The sequence below is a fragment of the Polaribacter sp. HaHaR_3_91 genome (genome assembly GCF_019278525.1).
In the GTDB taxonomy this organism is placed as follows: Bacteria; Bacteroidota; Bacteroidia; order Flavobacteriales; family Flavobacteriaceae; genus Polaribacter.
In genome coordinates this window covers 1,608,856-1,625,621 of sequence record NZ_CP058986.1, presented here as the reverse complement: position 1 = coordinate 1,625,621, position 16,766 = coordinate 1,608,856, and the positions used below count along the sequence as shown (strand labels likewise).

20 protein-coding genes are annotated in these 16,766 nt (G+C 29.8%); 11 read left to right on the top strand and 9 right to left on the bottom strand.

Translation table 11 applies throughout. From position 1 onward, the window contains the following. Positions 1-5: 5 nt before the first annotated feature. Both H0I27_RS06780 and H0I27_RS06775 read right to left on the bottom strand, forming a co-directional pair. Entirely contained in the window at positions 6-359 is a 354-nt protein-coding gene (locus H0I27_RS06780; protein WP_068449955.1) for a hypothetical protein, read from the bottom strand. A gap of 104 nt (positions 360-463) precedes the next feature. Beyond that, a complete protein-coding gene (locus H0I27_RS06775; RefSeq protein WP_218733077.1) occupies positions 464-1,246 on the bottom strand; it encodes an MBL fold metallo-hydrolase in 783 nt (260 codons plus the stop codon). A 79-nt stretch (positions 1,247-1,325) separates the two neighbouring features. Between H0I27_RS06775 and H0I27_RS06770 the strand changes: the two genes are divergently transcribed. From H0I27_RS06770 to H0I27_RS06755, 4 genes are read left to right on the top strand one after another with little or no spacing between them, the layout of a single operon-like run. Next, the gene (locus tag H0I27_RS06770; RefSeq protein ID WP_218733076.1) at positions 1,326-2,774 is read left to right on the top strand and encodes a TonB-dependent receptor; all 1,449 of its coding nucleotides are present in this window, start codon (positions 1,326-1,328) and stop codon (positions 2,772-2,774) included. Between the two features lie 51 nt (positions 2,775-2,825). Then, positions 2,826-3,374 carry an RNA polymerase sigma factor gene (locus H0I27_RS06765; RefSeq protein ID WP_218733075.1) on the top strand — a complete coding sequence of 183 codons (549 nt, stop codon included), beginning with the start codon at positions 2,826-2,828 and terminating at the stop codon, positions 3,372-3,374. A 33-nt stretch (positions 3,375-3,407) separates the two neighbouring features. Continuing rightward, positions 3,408-3,947, top strand: coding sequence for a hypothetical protein (locus tag H0I27_RS06760; protein WP_218733074.1), 540 nt, complete (start codon positions 3,408-3,410; stop codon positions 3,945-3,947). 10 nt (positions 3,948-3,957) lie between these two features. Next, complete coding sequence (locus H0I27_RS06755) at positions 3,958-4,416, top strand: sensor of ECF-type sigma factor (RefSeq protein WP_218733073.1); 459 nt, start codon at positions 3,958-3,960, stop codon at positions 4,414-4,416. A 37-nt stretch (positions 4,417-4,453) separates the two neighbouring features. Here the strand turns inward: H0I27_RS06755 and H0I27_RS06750 are convergent, their stop codons facing one another. The 7 genes from H0I27_RS06750 to idi form a co-directional block, all read right to left on the bottom strand. Further along, positions 4,454-4,648, bottom strand: a complete 195-nt coding sequence (locus tag H0I27_RS06750; protein WP_165730274.1) for a hypothetical protein — start codon at positions 4,646-4,648, stop codon at positions 4,454-4,456. Positions 4,649-4,774: 126 nt separating this feature from the next. Further along, the gene (locus H0I27_RS06745) at positions 4,775-5,035 is read right to left on the bottom strand and encodes a hypothetical protein (RefSeq protein WP_165730272.1); all 261 of its coding nucleotides are present in this window, start codon (positions 5,033-5,035) and stop codon (positions 4,775-4,777) included. 28 nt (positions 5,036-5,063) lie between these two features. Next, a complete protein-coding gene (locus H0I27_RS06740; protein ID WP_218733072.1) occupies positions 5,064-5,690 on the bottom strand; it encodes a chloramphenicol acetyltransferase in 627 nt (208 codons plus the stop codon). Then, entirely contained in the window at positions 5,687-6,385 is a 699-nt protein-coding gene (locus H0I27_RS06735) for an HAD family hydrolase (RefSeq protein ID WP_218733071.1), read from the bottom strand. Before H0I27_RS06735 ends, H0I27_RS06740 begins: the two co-directional genes overlap by 4 nt. Before the next feature lie 3 nt (positions 6,386-6,388). After that, positions 6,389-7,120, bottom strand: coding sequence for a 3-deoxy-manno-octulosonate cytidylyltransferase (gene kdsB / locus H0I27_RS06730; RefSeq protein ID WP_218733070.1), 732 nt, complete (start codon positions 7,118-7,120; stop codon positions 6,389-6,391). A 31-nt stretch (positions 7,121-7,151) separates the two neighbouring features. Beyond that, positions 7,152-7,565 (bottom strand): 6-carboxytetrahydropterin synthase, encoded by a 414-nt coding sequence (locus tag H0I27_RS06725; RefSeq protein WP_208888881.1) that lies wholly within the window; start codon positions 7,563-7,565, stop codon positions 7,152-7,154. Next, positions 7,558-8,076, bottom strand: a complete 519-nt coding sequence (gene idi, locus H0I27_RS06720) for an isopentenyl-diphosphate Delta-isomerase (RefSeq protein WP_218733069.1) — start codon at positions 8,074-8,076, stop codon at positions 7,558-7,560. Before idi ends, H0I27_RS06725 begins: the two co-directional genes overlap by 8 nt. Positions 8,077-8,198: 122 nt before the next feature. Between idi and H0I27_RS06715 the strand changes: the two genes are divergently transcribed. From H0I27_RS06715 to H0I27_RS06685, 7 genes are all read left to right on the top strand, one after another. Continuing rightward, positions 8,199-8,876 (top strand): peptidylprolyl isomerase, encoded by a 678-nt coding sequence (locus H0I27_RS06715; protein ID WP_218733068.1) that lies wholly within the window; start codon positions 8,199-8,201, stop codon positions 8,874-8,876. A gap of 352 nt (positions 8,877-9,228) precedes the next feature. After that, entirely contained in the window at positions 9,229-10,821 is a 1,593-nt protein-coding gene (locus tag H0I27_RS06710) for a peptide chain release factor 3 (RefSeq protein WP_218733067.1), read from the top strand. Positions 10,822-10,826: 5 nt separating this feature from the next. Continuing rightward, positions 10,827-12,416, top strand: coding sequence for a hypothetical protein (locus H0I27_RS06705; RefSeq protein WP_218733066.1), 1,590 nt, complete (start codon positions 10,827-10,829; stop codon positions 12,414-12,416). 157 nt (positions 12,417-12,573) lie between these two features. Beyond that, positions 12,574-13,506 (top strand): peptidylprolyl isomerase, encoded by a 933-nt coding sequence (locus tag H0I27_RS06700; RefSeq protein ID WP_218733065.1) that lies wholly within the window; start codon positions 12,574-12,576, stop codon positions 13,504-13,506. Between the two features lie 208 nt (positions 13,507-13,714). Then, positions 13,715-14,647, top strand: a complete 933-nt coding sequence (locus tag H0I27_RS06695; protein WP_218733064.1) for a hypothetical protein — start codon at positions 13,715-13,717, stop codon at positions 14,645-14,647. A gap of 468 nt (positions 14,648-15,115) precedes the next feature. After that, positions 15,116-15,754 carry a hypothetical protein gene (locus tag H0I27_RS06690; RefSeq protein ID WP_218733063.1) on the top strand — a complete coding sequence of 213 codons (639 nt, stop codon included), beginning with the start codon at positions 15,116-15,118 and terminating at the stop codon, positions 15,752-15,754. Positions 15,755-15,962: 208 nt separating this feature from the next. After that, positions 15,963-16,733, top strand: coding sequence for a T9SS type A sorting domain-containing protein (locus H0I27_RS06685; protein WP_218733062.1), 771 nt, complete (start codon positions 15,963-15,965; stop codon positions 16,731-16,733). Positions 16,734-16,766 lie beyond the last annotated feature (33 nt).

Below are 16,766 nucleotides of genomic sequence, written 5' to 3'. Positions count from 1 at the left end.
TTCATCTATTCTTGCAACATCAATGCAATTTTCTCTAAAGCTTTACCTAATTTTTTTCTGTCTGCTTTTTCATCATCTAAATCAGCTAATCTTTTATCTAGATCATCATTCAAGTCTTGAAACTTGTGTTCCATTAAACTTTCTAGATCCGCTAATTTATTTTCTAGGTTTGTAACAGACTCAGATAGGTTTTTATTAGTTTGATCCTTTAATGTTTTTATCTGGTCGTACACATCAGCAAATTCGGTACTGTATTGCTGCATGTTTTCTCCAAAAATCAAGTCTCTTACCGCTGCAATTCTATCATCAATTTTATGATTTTCAACTACAGGTTGTTTATTTTCTGAATTTTTTTCCATTTATACTAAAAGTTGGTTACTGTAAGTAATAGTTATTGTTCTTAATGAGTGGTAAAAATTAGGCACTCCTAACAAATATACATCAAAAAAGAGTTTTTATAATCTTAAACTGTTATTTTTAAACCATCATAGGCTAAAAACACGTTTTTTGGTAACATTTTAGATACCGCATCATGAAAACCTAGTTTATGACTAATATGCGTTAAGTAGGCTTTTTTAGGTTTTATTTCTGCAATAAAATCTAAGGCTTCTTGTAAGTTAAAGTGAGTAGGATGCTCTTCTATTCTTAATGCGTTTATTACCAAAACATCTAAATCTTTCAATTTCAACTTCTCTTCATCAGAAACCGTTTTCACATCTGTTAAATAGGCAAAATCTCCAAACCTGTATGCAACAATAGGTAATTTTCCATGCAAAACTTCTATAGGAGTTACCTCTACTCCTTCTACATTAAAACTTGTTTTATCTACCAACTTTGGCAATACACTCGGCGCACCAGGATACCTATTTTCTACACTAAAAATATAATCAAATCTTTTTTCTAAACTTAGTAAGGTTCTTTCCAATAAATAAATTGGCATTTCCCCGATTTGATAACAAAAAGCTCTTAAATCATCTAAACCACCAATATGATCTGCATGTTCATGCGTAAAAAAGACACCATTTAAAGATTGTACATTCTCTCTTAACATTTGCTGTCTAAAGTCTAAACCGCAATCTATAGTATAAGAAACATGGTCCCAAGAGATTAAAACAGAAGACCGCAAACGCTTGTCTTTTAAGTTTTTAGACAAACAAACAGGGTCGTTACTAGCAATCATCGGAATTCCCTGTGAAGTACCTGTTCCTAAAAAAGTAATATTCAGTTGTTTCTTAGTAAAGTTCATTCCAACAAAAATAACATAAAAATTGACTGATAGCCTTCTATTTTAGTACATTTGTTTCAACCTTAAAAAATAGCATTATATGGCAATATCTTTAAAAGGAGATCAAGAGATTAGTAGTGTTCCTACAATTAAAAGCAAAGCGCTAAGAATTAATTTAAATAGAGATATTTACGGAACTTTTGCTGAGATTGGCGCAGGACAAGAAACTGCTCGTAACTTTTTTAGATCTGGAGCTGCTTCAGGAACAATAGCAAAAGCAATGAGTGCTTATGATAAAGATTTTTCTGATGCTATTTATGGCGTGGAAGAAGACAATCGTTATGTAACACAGCCGCGTTTAAAAAAAATGTTAGGTCACGAAATCGATTTAATGGAAGATCGATTAAGCAGACAAAAACATCCAGATAAATTATTCTTTAGTTACGCCAACACAGTAACTACTATAGATTTTGCAAAACAATTTAAAGGACACGGTTGGGTAGGAATTCGTTTTCAACTAGATCCTTTAGAGGGCTACAATGAAATTGTTTTACACTTACGATTTAAAGAAACGGATGCTCGTTTACAGCAAGAAACCTTAGGTATTTTAGGTGTAAATCTAATTTATGGTGCTTTTTATCTGAATGATAATCCTAAAGATTTAGTAAAATCTTTTTACGACAACTTAAGTAATGACCAGTTAGAAATTGATATGATTAATTTTGCTGGACCTCGTTTTATGTATGTAGACAACCGTTTAATGAGTTTACAATTGCTGAAAAATGGTATGACAAATGCCGTTATGTTCGGCCCTGACGGAAATAACTTATTACCAGCACAAGTTTTATATAAGAAAAACATTTTAGCTTTACGTGGAAGTTTTAGACCTGTTACTAAGGTAAATATGGACATGTATGAAAAGTCTAAAAAAATATTTTTATCAGAAAATAAAGTAGAAGAAAGTAAAACTCAAGTAATTTTCGAGATTACCCTAAGTAACCTAACTTCTGAAGGTAAAATTAATGAAAGAGATTTCTTAGACAGGGCAGAATTACTTTGCTCTCTAGGACAAAATGTAATGATTACAAGCTTTCAACAGTACTTTAAATTGGTAGAATATTTTAGTGAATTTACCAAAGAAAGAATGGGCTTAACCATGGGAGGTCAAAATCTTATAGAACTTTTTGATGAGAAATATTACCGTAATTTAAGTGGAGGAATCTTAGAAGCTTTTGGTAAATTATTTTACAGAGACTTAAAAGTATATACCTATCCTTATCATGATACGAAATCTGACGAGTACATTACAATAGAAAAACTTAAGGTTCACCCAAGAATGAAAGAACTATACAAGTTCTTTAAAAACAACGGAAAACTGGTTAATATTGATGATTTTGACAAAGATATCTTAGATATTTTTTCTCGTACTATCTTAAAAATGATTTTAAACGGAGAAAAAGGTTGGGAAGAAATGTTACCTGAAGGAATTTCTGATACTATAAAGCAAAAAAGACTTTTTGGTTACTCTAGAACAAGAGTTAGAAAATAAGCATTAAACCTTTTATCACTATTTAAGTCTAAACTTTATAAACTATTATAGTTGACAGACGAAACTATTTTAATAGAACAATTAAAAAATGTTCAGACTAAAGACAAAGCATTTAGAGAGCTTATAACTCTCTATAAAGAACGCTTGTATTGGCATATCCGTAAAATTGTGATTTCTCATGATGATGCAGATGATGTTTTACAAAATACGTTTATTAAGGTTTTTAAAAATATAGATAAGTTTAACCAAGAGAGTAAGTTATTTTCTTGGATGTACAGAATTGCAACCAATGAATCTATCACTTTTATAAACAAAAGAGCTAAAAAACGAAGTTTAGACATTACTGATTACCAACAAGAATTAGCATCTACTCTAGCGAGTGATGATTTTTATACAGGTGATGAAATTCAAATTATTTTACAAAAAGCAGTTGCAACATTACCACAAAAGCAACAACTTGTTTTTAACATGAAATATTTTGATGAAATAAAATATGATCAAATGTCTGAAATTTTAGAAACCTCTGTTGGAGCTTTAAAAGCTTCTTATTTTCACGCAGTTAAGAAAATTGAACTTTATATAAAAAAAGAAACCAATTAAACCTTTCTATAAATAAAAGGTCTAAAGAGTATCATGGAAAACAAGATTAAAAATAGCGAAGAGTATTTAAACTCAATATTAGGAAAGAAAAATAGTTTTTCGCTTCCTAAAAACTATTTTGATACAATTGAAGATGCTATTGATACAAAATTAGCAGAAGAGAATCTGACTAAAGAAAATGGTTTTACAACACCAGATAACTACTTTAAAGATTTAGAAGATAATATTCTATCTAAAGTTTCAGAACCGAAAAAAGAAGCTAAAGTTATTTCTTTTAAAGAAAGAATTTTAAAAATAATTCCTATTGCTGCTGCAGCATCAATCATTTTATTTATCGGTTTAAATTCTTTTGAGTTTAACAAGACAGAAGAACTAACCATAGATTCATTATCTGATGATGACATGGAGTTTTGGTTAAATTCTGCTACTATACATACTAATGACATTGCTATTGTATTAGAAAATGACCTTTTAGAAGAGAGTGACTTTTATTTTTCATCTTTAGAAGATGAAAACATTGAAGATTATATAAATTCTATAGACAACACTTCATTTTTAAATGAAATAAACTAAAATTAAGAATATGAAAAAAATTATAACTCTTATTTGCATTACCCTTTTTTGTACTCTTACCTTGTCTGCTCAAGATAAGCAAGGAAGTAAAGAGAAAATTAAAGCTCTAAAAATATCTTATTTAACAGAACAATTAAATTTATCTCCTAGCGAAGCTGAAAAGTTTTGGCCTATTTACAACACCTATAGTAAAGAACAGTATAGTTTAAGAAACATACTAAGGTCAGAAATTAAAAGAGCTATGATAGAAGGAGATATTAACTCGGTTTCTGAAAAAGAGGCAGAAAAATTAATAGCTTTAAAACTAGACACAGATCAAAAAATTTATGAATCTCAAAATGATTTTATAAATAACGTAAAAAAAGTAATTTCTTATAAAAAGATTGTTAAACTACAGTTAGCAGAAATGGAGTTTGGCAGAAAACTAATGAGTAAATACAAACATAGGAGATCAGAATCTAAAAATTAAACAAAAAAAAGGAAGCTAAATGCTTCCTTTTTTTTTGTTACTTAATTAATGCCATGCAAGAATATAATTCTGGTTTATTAGAAGTAAACTGTCTTAACCAAATCGTTAGCTCATCTACTTCATAAGGTAACAATCGACTTAAGGCCTTTTCTAGTTCTTTACAAAACAAATCTGAATTAAAACTTACCTTTTTTAGTACCGTTTTAGTGTACTCAAACATTGCTCTAGCCATTTCTATTAATTAAATTAGACAATAAACACAACTACTAAATCGTTATAGTAGCTTTACCAAAAGTAACGAAAAAAACCATCATTTTATAAATGATGGTCTTAAATTATGCTTAAAAAATTGTTAAGATTATAATGTATTAATCTTTTCAACTAATCCTTTCGCTTTTTCTTCTAATTCTAGGTTGATTGCTTTAAAGTGCGCTTTTTTGTTTTCTACCTTACTGTTGTTAACTTTAGCAACTAAAGTGTCAAAAGTTTCGATAGCTTCATCAATAATCGCTTCTCCTTTTTCTGGTGCATTTTTTAAGATTGAAACATCTAATGCATATTCGATAACATCACCTAAAACGTAATTGATATCTTTTTTTAAGTTTTTTATACTTGCCATAACTTCTTTAAAATTTAATTTTGCAAAGTTAGGTGTTTTTATCTAATTGTTTCTGATATTCTTCAAAAAATAAACCAATATGATATCCGTCTACTAATGCATGGTTTGCAGCAATAGCTACAGGCATCATTATTCTATCGTTTTCTTGATAAGTTTTACCAAAAGATAACTTTGGTATACTTTCATTTTTAACTCCAGAAACAGGTTCTTTTTGACTCGTAAATGTAAACCAAGGCAAAGCCGAACAATAAATACAACTATCTGATACTATTGGAGGAAATAAATCTGTAGAATTTAAAATTCGTTCTTTCTCCTCTAAAAAGTTCTTATTGAATATTTCTAAATCTTCTGCATAATGAATAAAAGAAAACCCAAAAGTATGGTCTTCTCTTGCAATGGTTGCCGAAGCATGAATCGTATCGCAAATAAAAACTTTATCTTCTTGTATTCTGTATTTAAAATTCTCTATGCTGTTTAACGCTACCAAACAAGCATGCAAATACATGGCAAAGAAAGATTTCTTTTCCAATTTTGACCTTTTGTATAACGTAGTAACATCAACATTAACCGTTACTCCAAAAAAAGGATCTTCTAAATTTCTAAAATGTTCGTAATGTTGTTTCCTATTCCAGTTTTCAATATTTAAATACTTCATAAAAAGGGAACGATGTCTTTAATGTTAGTAACTGTTTTGTACTCTGAATCAGATTTTTCTTGATCACTCACTTCTTCATGAACCCAAGTGGTATGAAACGGAACATGAATTGCAGATGCACCTAAAGCAACTAATGGTAAAACATCTGATTTTAACGAATTGCCAATCATTAAAAATTCTGATGGCTTGATATCTAAGTGCTTTATTAATTTCTTATAATCTTTCGCCTTCTTATCACTCATCACTTCTATGTGATGAAAATATTTTAGCAAATTAGATTTCTCTAGCTTTCTTTCTTGATCTAACAAATCTCCTTTGGTAGCAACAATTAACTTATATTTTCCTTGAAGAGATTGCAACACCTCTTCTACTCCATCTAGCAACTCTATAGGTTTATCTAACATCTCTTTACCGATGTCTAAAATTGCGGCTATTGTTTTTTGATTCACGTTATAATTAGAAAGCTCTAAAGCACATTCTACCATCGATAAAATAAAACCTTTTACACCATAACCATAATATACTAAGTTTTTAATTTCTTTCTTAAAAAGCTCTTGGTCTATTTTATTTTCGGTCTCGTACTTTGCTAATAATTTTGCAAATTGATGTTCTGCATCTCTAAAATAAGTTTCGTTTACCCACAAAGTATCATCCGCATCAAAAGCAATTACCTTTATGTTGTTACTTATTTTCATGATTTATAATTTTAAAAATTGAATAGCTTTTTCTAAATCTTCCGGAGTGTCTATGCCTACAGCTTCTACATCCGTTTCTACCATTTTAATCTTTTTACCAATTTCCTGGTATCTAATGGCTTCTATTTTTTCTGCAGCTTCCAATGGTGTCATTGGCGTATTGTAAAAATCTATTAATGCTTGCTTTCTAAAAGCATACACGCCTTTGTGTTTATAATACTTAACAGCAATGTCTTTATCTCTATGAAACGGAATTACACTTCTAGAAAAATAAATTGCCAAATTATCTACATCGGTAATTACCTTAACATTATTAGGGTTTTCTATATCTTCTTTATTGGTAATTTGTACTTTTAAAGAAGCTAAATCTATCTCTTTTTTATCGTCTTTTTTAAAGACATCAATTAATTTAGATAATGAAACTTCATCAATAAAAGGTTCATCTCCCTGAACATTAATTACAATATCTGCTTCAATATTTTCTACTGCTTCGGCAATTCTATCAGAACCACATTCGTGTTCTTTGGTACTCATAATTGCTTTTCCGCCTGCTTTTTCTATGGTTTCAAAAATAACATCAGAATCTGTTACAATAAAAACATCATCAAATAAATTGGTATGCAAAGCGGCTTCATACGTTCTTAAAATAACAGGTTTCCCTCCTAAATCTTTCATTAACTTTCCTGGGAAACGAGATGCACTATATCGTGCAGGAATCATGGCAATTATTTTCATAAATTATATTTAAAAGGTACTTGTAAAATGGTTACTCTCCAGAATAACGCACAAAGTTTCTTCGTGTTTCGTATAAAGTTACTTCTATTTCTAAGTTTGCTGGTATATGAGCTCTTAATTTGTTATAAATAATTATTGAGATGTTTTCTGCTGTTGGATTTAAGTTTTTAAATTCTGGAACTTCAATATTTAAATTTTTATGATCAAAAGGCTCTTCTATTTCCTCTTTAATCAATTCTCTTAACAAACCTAAATCATATACAAAACCAGTAATAGGGTCTACTTCACCAAACAAAGCCACAATCATTTCGTAATTATGACCATGGTAATTTGGGTTGCTGCATTTACCAAATACTTCTGCATTTTTCTCATCCGACCACTCTGAATTAAACAGTCTGTGTGCCGCATTAAAATGTGCTCTTCTATAAACTTTTACTTTAGGCATTTTTTAATTTTTCAAAAGATTTATCAAAAATAATTTTAAACCACTCTGTATATTCTTTCGGATTGTTCTCCATGTCTTTTTTAACATCAAGTAAAGTCATCCACTTATAAGCTTCTACTTCTTCTTTATTTATTTTGGGAGCATCATTATAATAACCAACCATCACATGATCAAATTCATGCTCTGTTAAACCATTATCAAAAGGTGCTTTGTACATAAACGAAAAAACTTCTTTTATTTCCGTAACAAACCCCATTTCTTCCATTAATCTTCTTTTACCTGCAGCTAAATTTGTTTCTCCATCTCTTTGATGAGAACAACAGGTATTTGTCCATAATAAAGGCGAATGATATTTATGTGCAGCTCTTTGTTGCAGCATTAATTCTCCTTTATCATTAAAAACAAAAACTGAGAAAGCTCTATGCAATAATGCTTTTTCATGTGCTTCCATTTTTGCCATCAACCCAACTGGGTTGTCTTTTTCATCTACTAAAACTACTTGTTCTTCCATATTCGCAAAAATAAGAAAATCAATGAGTATTAAATCATAAAATAATTACAAAACCCATAAGAGTTTTCTATTCTTTTATTTTGATAACATATATTTGTAATTATTAACATCCAATTTCTTTCATGAAAATTTTCTTAAAAGCCTTTTTTATAGTTGCCATAATTGCATTTTATCAATGTAAAGATGAAAAGAAACCTGTAGAAAAACAAACCAATAAAAATAAACTAGAAGAGAAGGTTGTAAAAGCTTGGGATAGTCTAAATAGTGAAAACACAGAGGCTTTTTTAACCGAATTCGGCAAACAAAACCCAGAAACCATTGTAGAAATTACAACCGATTTTGGCAAAATAAAATTGCGTTTATTTGAGGATGTGCCTATTCATAGAGCAAATTTTATCTTCTTAACCAAAATAAAATATTTTAACACTACTGTTTTTTATAGAATTGCTAAAAACTTTGTGTTACAAGGTGGTAATTCTGATGAAATGTACACCCAAAGAGAACGCAGAAAATACGGGAACTATCTGTTAGAACCGGAATTTAGAAATAACAGAAAACATAAATATGGTGCATTGGCTGCTGCCAGACAATGGGACAATAATCCTAATAAATTATCAAGTCCTTTTGAGTTTTATATCGTTCAGAGTAAGAGAGGTGCTCATCATTTAGATAATGAACATACTGTTTTTGGCGAAGTTATTTCTGGTTTTGATACCATGACAAAAATGTCTAAAGTTGAAGTTGGCGTAGATGAATGGCCTGTTGATGATGTAAAAATGCACATCGAAATTATAGAATAAAGAGTTATTTCATAGAGATTTGCTAAGAAATCACACTATTAATGTCTACTAAAAAGACTTAAGACCGCTGCACTAAAAGACACAAGAAACAAGACTGACTCAAATAACTATTTTTGAGTGTTTTGTCTGTTAAAAAAAAAAAGCAAAAAAAAACTGTAAAACAAGTATCTTTTTTTTCTTTTTATCACCAATCAAAAACCTATTATCAAGGATAGTTAGACATAGTTCTAAAACAAATATTTTTCATTTAGAAACAAACCTAAGGGAGTTGAATCCTTAGCTATCGATCTGCGATTAAAATCACTAAAAAAATTATAGAATAAACCCTATATTTGCACCTCAAATTTTGTAGATGACATTTTTAGAAGAGATAGCACGTAGAAGAACTTTTGGTATTATATCGCACCCGGATGCTGGTAAAACAACTTTAACAGAAAAATTGTTACTATTTGGTGGTGCAATTCAAGAAGCAGGTGCTGTAAAAAATAATAAGATAAAAAAGGGAGCAACTTCCGATTTTATGGAGATTGAACGTCAGCGTGGTATTTCTGTTGCTACTTCTGTTTTAGCTTTCATTTATCAAGATAAAAAAATAAACATTTTAGATACGCCTGGTCACAAAGATTTTGCTGAGGATACTTTTAGAACTTTAACTGCTGTAGATAGTGTTATTGTGGTAATTGATGTTGCAAAAGGTGTAGAACCACAAACCGAGAAATTGGTGGAAGTTTGTAGAATGAGAAAAATTCCGATGTTGGTTTTTATCAACAAGTTGGATAGAGAAGGAAAAGATGCCTTCGATTTATTAGACGAAGTTGAGCAAAAATTAGGTTTAACTGTTACCCCAATGAGTTTTCCTATAGGAATGGGATATGATTTTAAAGGAATCTATAATATTTGGGAAAAGAAATTAAATCTTTTTTCTGGTGATAATAAAACTTCTATTTCTGAAGGTGTTGAGTTTGATGATTTATCAAACCCAGAACTAGATACTATCGTTGGTAAAAAAGCAGCCGATACTTTACGTGAAGAAATAGAATTGATTAGTGAAGTGTATCCAGAATTTAATCGAAATGATTATTTAGAAGGAAATTTACAACCTGTATTTTTTGGTTCTGCTTTAAATAATTTTGGTGTAAAAGAATTATTAGATGCATTTATTAACATTGCTCCTGCTCCACAGCCTAAAAAAGCTGAAGAGCGTTTAGTAGATTCTAAAGAGAAAAAAATGACTGGTTTTGTGTTTAAAATCCATGCAAACATGGATCCAAAGCATAGAGATAGACTTGCTTTTATTAAAATTGTATCGGGAACTTTTAAAAGAAATGCGCCTTATTTACATGTTAGAAATGGCAAAAAAGTAAAATTTTCTAGTCCGAATGCATTCTTTGCAGAGAAAAAAGAAATTGTAGAAGAATCTTTTCCTGGAGATATTGTAGGAATTCATGACACTGGTAACTTTAAGATTGGAGATACTTTAACTGAAGGAGAAGAGTTGAATTTTAAAGGAATTCCTAGTTTTTCTCCAGAACATTTCCGTTACGTAAATAACGCAGACCCAATGAAATCTAAACAATTATATAAAGGTTTAGATCAATTAATGGACGAAGGTGTAGCACAGCTATTTACTTTAGACATGAATGGTAGAAAAGTAATTGGAACTGTTGGTGCGTTACAATACGAGGTTATTCAATACAGACTAGAACACGAATATGGAGCAAAATGTTCTTACGAAAATTTAAGTGTTCACAAAGCATGTTGGGTAGAACCAGAAGATATAAAGAACGATGAATTTAAAGAATTTAAACGTGTTAAGCAACGTTATTTAGCAAAGGACAAACAAGGTCAGTTGGTATTTTTAGCCGATTCTGAATTTACCATACAAATGACACAAAGTAAATATCCAACCGTAAAGTTGCATTTTACAAGTGAATTTAAAAAATAATTATGATGAAGAAATTTCTTTTTTTACTGCTAGCAACTCTCAGTTTTAATGGAGTTTCACAGACTTATAATTTATCAGATTTTAAACCTAAAGAATTACACAATTCTATTCGTTTAAATTATATTTTAATAGACCAACCAAATAAAACATATGATTATGGAGATGGTAGTACCTACACACTTCAACCAAGAATGGGTTTATTTGGACTAAATTATAATTTTCCTTTAAATGATTGGTTATATACAGGTGCTGGTTTTCACGGAGCAGTATATGGTGATCAAGGTGGTTTATTTACTTTAGGAGTAAATTTAGGTGTAAACACTCAACTTTATAAAAACTTATATTTCGATGCCAACGTGCATATAGGAGGTGGTGGTGGTTTTAGAAGCTTAGTTGATGGCGGTGGAATTATCTACCCAAACATAGGTTTACAATATAAAAATAACGGATATGCATTTGGTTTGCAATATGGTTATGTAAACTTTTTTACCGGAATTCAAAAAGGAGATAATATTTCCTTTTTTGTAGAAATACCAACCTCGTTAAGAACTACATCTTACAAACATGCTCAAAAATATTTTACAGTTAACGATGAAACCAAAGATAAAGTTTGGACTAAACCCGCTGTAAAAAGTGTACAACAAATTACTTTTGATTACCTTTTTCCAATAGGATCTTCAAGAAACGATGGTCTTGGAAACTTTAATAATACAACTCCAATTACCCAAACATTAAGCCTTTTAGGTTTTGAGTACCAACGTTATTTAAATAAAAACACCTTTGTTTACGCACATGTAGACGCCATGTATGGTGGTTTAAGAGCTGGTTTTATGGACGTTTTTTTCGGTATTGGTAAAAACTTTGTAGAAACAGAATATGTAAACTTTTTTGCCAAAGCAGGAATTGGTGCTGCAGGAGGTAGAATTTTTCCTGAAGGTGGTTTAACCATGTACCCAAGTGTTGGTGCAGATGTAAAAGTTACCAAAAATTTTGGTTTAGGTCTTCATGGTGGTTATCATAAATCTGTTAGTGGTACTTTTGAAGCATATACAGCCGGTTTTAGTTTAAAATATTATGGTTTAAGTGGCGGAATAAAAGATCCTTACACTGCAGAAAAAATTAAATATATAAAAACCCAAGGAATACAAATTGGTGTGCAAAATCAAACTTATTTTGATGTTGCCATTCTTGATAGATCTTACAAAGAACATGATTTAGAGTTAATAGCATTAAAAGTTAATTACGACCTAAACAATCGTTTTTATATAGCCGGAGAAGCTTCTTTTGCTTATTTAGGTGGTGCAGGTGGTTATGCTCATGGAATTTTTGGATTAGGAATAAAATCAAATAAATTTTTAAATAACAATTTTTCATTATTTGCAGAAGCTGCAGCAGGTGTTGCAGGTGGCGGTGGTGTAGATTCTGGCGAAGGTGTTTTAGTAAGACCAACCGCAGGTATTAATTATCATTTAAACGATAACTTTTCGTTTACAGCTTCGGGCGGACAAATGTGGTCTCCTAATGGCAACGTAAACTCAACAAATTTAAATATTGGTTTTACCTATGGTTTATCAATTTTAAATGCTAAAAAATAATGTATTCTGAACTTGTTTCAGAATCTTATCAATAACAATAAAATCTTGATGTATTTCAAGGTTATTAGTAATGTCAGTTCGAGCGCAGTCGAGAACTATTAAATGAATAAAACATCTCGACTGCGCTCGAGAAAACAAAAAAGTAAATTAAAAGATTATGAATAACGGAATTTATGCAAAATTCACCACTCCAAAAGGTGAGATTTTAGTACAATTAGAACACGAAAAAGCTCCTGGAACTGTTGGTAATTTTGTTGCTTTAACAGAAGGAAATTTAGAAAATGCTGTAAAAGAGCAAGGAACTCCTTATTATGATGGATTAAAATTCCACAGAGTAATTCCAGAATTTATGGTACAAGGTGGTTGTCCACAAGGAACAGGAACTGGTAACCCAGGTTATAAATTTGATGATGAATTTCACCCAGATTTAAAACATGATGCTCCAGGAAAATTAGCAATGGCTAACTCTGGTCCTGCAACAAACGGAAGTCAGTTTTACATAACCCACGTACCTACTCCATGGTTAGACGGTAAGCATACTGTTTTTGGTTCTGTAATAGAAGGGCAAGATGTTGTTGATGCAATTGCTCAAGGAGATGAAATAACAACTGTAGAAATTATTAAAGTTGGTGCAGAAGCAGAAGCTTTTAATGCGGTAGAAGCTTTTAGAACTTTTGAAGGATCTAGAGAAAAGCGTGAAGCAGAAGAAAAAGCTAAACAAAAAGCATTGTTAGATACGGTTGCTGCTGGTTATGATGAAACTGCAAGTGGTTTACGTTACCAGATTTTACAAAAAGGAACAGGAAAAAAAGCTACTAAAGGAGCTGGAGTATCTGTACACTACAAAGGTCAATTATTAGATGGTACTGTATTCGATTCTTCTTACAAGAGAAAAGAACCAATCGATTTTAATGTTGGTGTAGGTCAGGTTATTTCTGGTTGGGATGAAGGAATTCAATTATTACAAGTAGGAGACAAAGCTCGTTTTGTAATTCCTTCTAATTTAGCATATGGTTCTGCTGGTGCAGGAGGAGTTATTCCACCAGATGCAACACTTATTTTTGATGTAGAATTAATGGCTGTAAAATAAGAATAACATTCTTTACAAGTTATATAATTACAAAAAGCTCTCTGATTTCAGGGAGCTTTTTGCATTTGGGGGTGCGTAATTAATAATAGTATATAAAGAAATTGACAACTATTTAAGAAAACACCTCAACCAATAAATATACCTACTATTAGGTATTGACTTATAAAAACAAAGTTTATAACTTGAGACCAACTAAAACTAACCTGATATGAAAAAAAAATTACTTATAATCTTCACCTTATCAACTATAAATTATGTTTCTAGTCAAAATATAGGAGTAGATAGTAATGGAGATCCTGTCTTTACATTTTATGATTTAAAAACTAATAGACTTGAATTTACTAGTAAAGAACCTTTATCTTATTCTCAATCATTTCGCAGATACAAACATCAATTTGTAGAAGATGTAAGCGGTGATAAAACAATTTCAAAATTAAGTGGCTTTCTGTTTAAAGCTTCTCTTTTAAACTCAGGAAAAAACTTTAATATTAATAAGTTAAATGATTTAAATCTTGGACTAGGACTAGAACTAGGTTGGCAGAAAACAATGGAAGACCTTAAGGACTTAAAAAAAACACCTAGAGGAGCGTATACATTTGGAGGAAACATATTTCTTAAAATAGATAATGTTGATTTATACGATACAAATTTGAATACTGAAGAAAATCGATATCCAAATACAATCGGTATGAATTTAAATTATAACTATTTATTTAAAAATTCTAAAAGCATTATTTCTTTAAATGCTACTTTATCAAGAGGTTGGAATGAGAAAGAGTTACTAGACTATCAAGATATTGGAGAAACAACAATAACAGATGAATTAGTCGCTCTTAAAGAATTTAAAGGAAAATACGGTACAATAGATAATAATATAAATAAATTTAGATTAGCTGTAAGTTATCCTTTTTATGTAAAATATATAAATCCAGTTCCATATTTAAGTTGGTCTACACAAAATAATGCTTCTCCCACATATGGATATGGAATGCTATTAAATTTCCTTACAAATCCTTTGGAAAAAGATTATAAAATTCCTGCAACTTTAGGAATTGGAATTAATAAAATTTACGAAAAACAAGAATGGCAATCTGCAACAATCTATATTGCTGGTACTATCAAAATCGGAAAATATAAATAACTTATGCCAACACTCTATATAATTTATTGCTAACTTCTCGCCTACTTACGAAAGTCCTCGCGGACTTTCTTGGTCGTTAATTATTTACTAAATTAGTTGCTTAAACCACGCAACAAACCATATACAAACACGTTACAAAAAGCTCTCTGATTTTAGAGAGCTTTCTCTATGTAAAAAGAATTTTAAATCTAAAATAAGCTTCTCTAATACCGTATGAATTTTAAAGTTTTTCTGAAACTCATTTTTTATAAATTGATACCCTATAAACTTTTGTTAATAAGTTGAAAAAATTGTTTAAACATTTAAATAACATACACTTGCTATTTACTGTACATTTATACTACCAAATTCTTCCCATTTCCTATGAAAGAATTTCTGAAAAAATCAAATATATTACTATGTATATCCCTTTTTAAATAATGGATATACGTAATTAAAGTTATCATATATAGAAGTTGGGCTTAATTTATGAAAAATCTAATTTTAATAAAAATAGGTGAATCAAAATACATTAACGATATGTATGAGAACGAATATTTATATTTTAAAAGTTTAAAAGAATTTAGAAGTAATTCAGAAGACCAAACAGGAAGATTAGACCCGAAAGAATTAAATGTAAGTAATACGCAAATAAATAACTTAACACTAACAACAAATAACAAGGAAATAGAATTACATAAAGTTTTCAAAAATTTTGAAGGTCAATTAATGAAAAACTTAGATAACCCTGAAATTAATTGTTGTTCACTTAATTGGTTAGTTCTTGAAACTGGTAAAAAAAGTAGATTTTTTGAAAAAAAACTACTCGAAATGGGAAACAAAGCTCTGTTAATATTAGATTGGAAAAAATTCTTTGAAATTCTTGATAGAGAAATTGAAAAAATGAATTATAATTTTTCTAGGAAAAAAGTAACATATTATTCTCCTAAAATTCATAACGGAGAAATCTCATTACATCACAAAGATGAAAAGTTTGAATATCAAAATGAATATCGAATATTAATTTCACCTACGAAAAATGAACCAATAAACATTCCTTTGCCAGGTTTGAAAGAAATTAGCACTGTAATAGATTCTAGTAATTTGAATAAATTAATCATTAAATAAAAAACTAAGCCCAACACCGTGTATAAAAAATTGCTATTTTTAGCTAAACTAAAACTTGTTGCTTATTTGCAAACTTCTGAATTTCCGTTGGAAATTCCTCGTTCACAAAATCGCAACTTTTAATACACAACAACGTTGACATTAATTAAAGTGAACCAACTAAAATTCAGACATTTAAAAATTAGTATTATTAACAGAAATTAAAATTATGAAAAAGAAATTACTTTACTTATTTATTGCAATTAGTTCAATCGGTTTTAGCCAAACATTAGAAAACACTTATACAACGAGTGGATATACAGATAGTGATGAAATATTTTCATCTTTTAATAGTAATGGAGAAATAAAGTATTACACTACTAATTGGTCTAATAATGAAATTAAAATATTTAATTCATCTCACATTCTGGAAAAAACCGTAAATATTACACTTGAAAATGGTTATGAAATGAGGGAAATATATTTACCTTCTGATAAATTATTCAATTCGGACTCAAAAATTGAGTTTATTGTTTCCTCTGTAAGATATTCACCTTATCAAGAAAACCTTACTGTTTATAACGAAGATGGAGATAACATTTTTAACTTTGAGAATTTTATCACATTTAATCTTGTTAAAACTCCACAAAATGAATACAAACTAATAATGTATAAGGATTTAGCTGGTTCAGGTGAAAGCCCAATAACGTTTAGTGTTTATGGTTTATCTGGAACTTTATCAGTAAATCAACAAAATTTATTGAAAAAACAAAAAATGATAAGTTTTCCTAACCCTTCATCGAACAAAATAAACGTTAAAAACCCTTTGAAAAATAACGAAAATGAGAAAATTCAAGTTTTCGACATAAATGGTAGAAAAGTTCTTGAAAAAAAGATAATTGGAAATGGAGAAAATATTCAATTAGATATTTCTGAGTTGAGTAAAGGAATTTATAATTATCGAATTCGTGAATTTGGAAACAAATTTGTGAAAGAATAAAAATAACGAAATGCCAACACCGTGTAAAAAAAA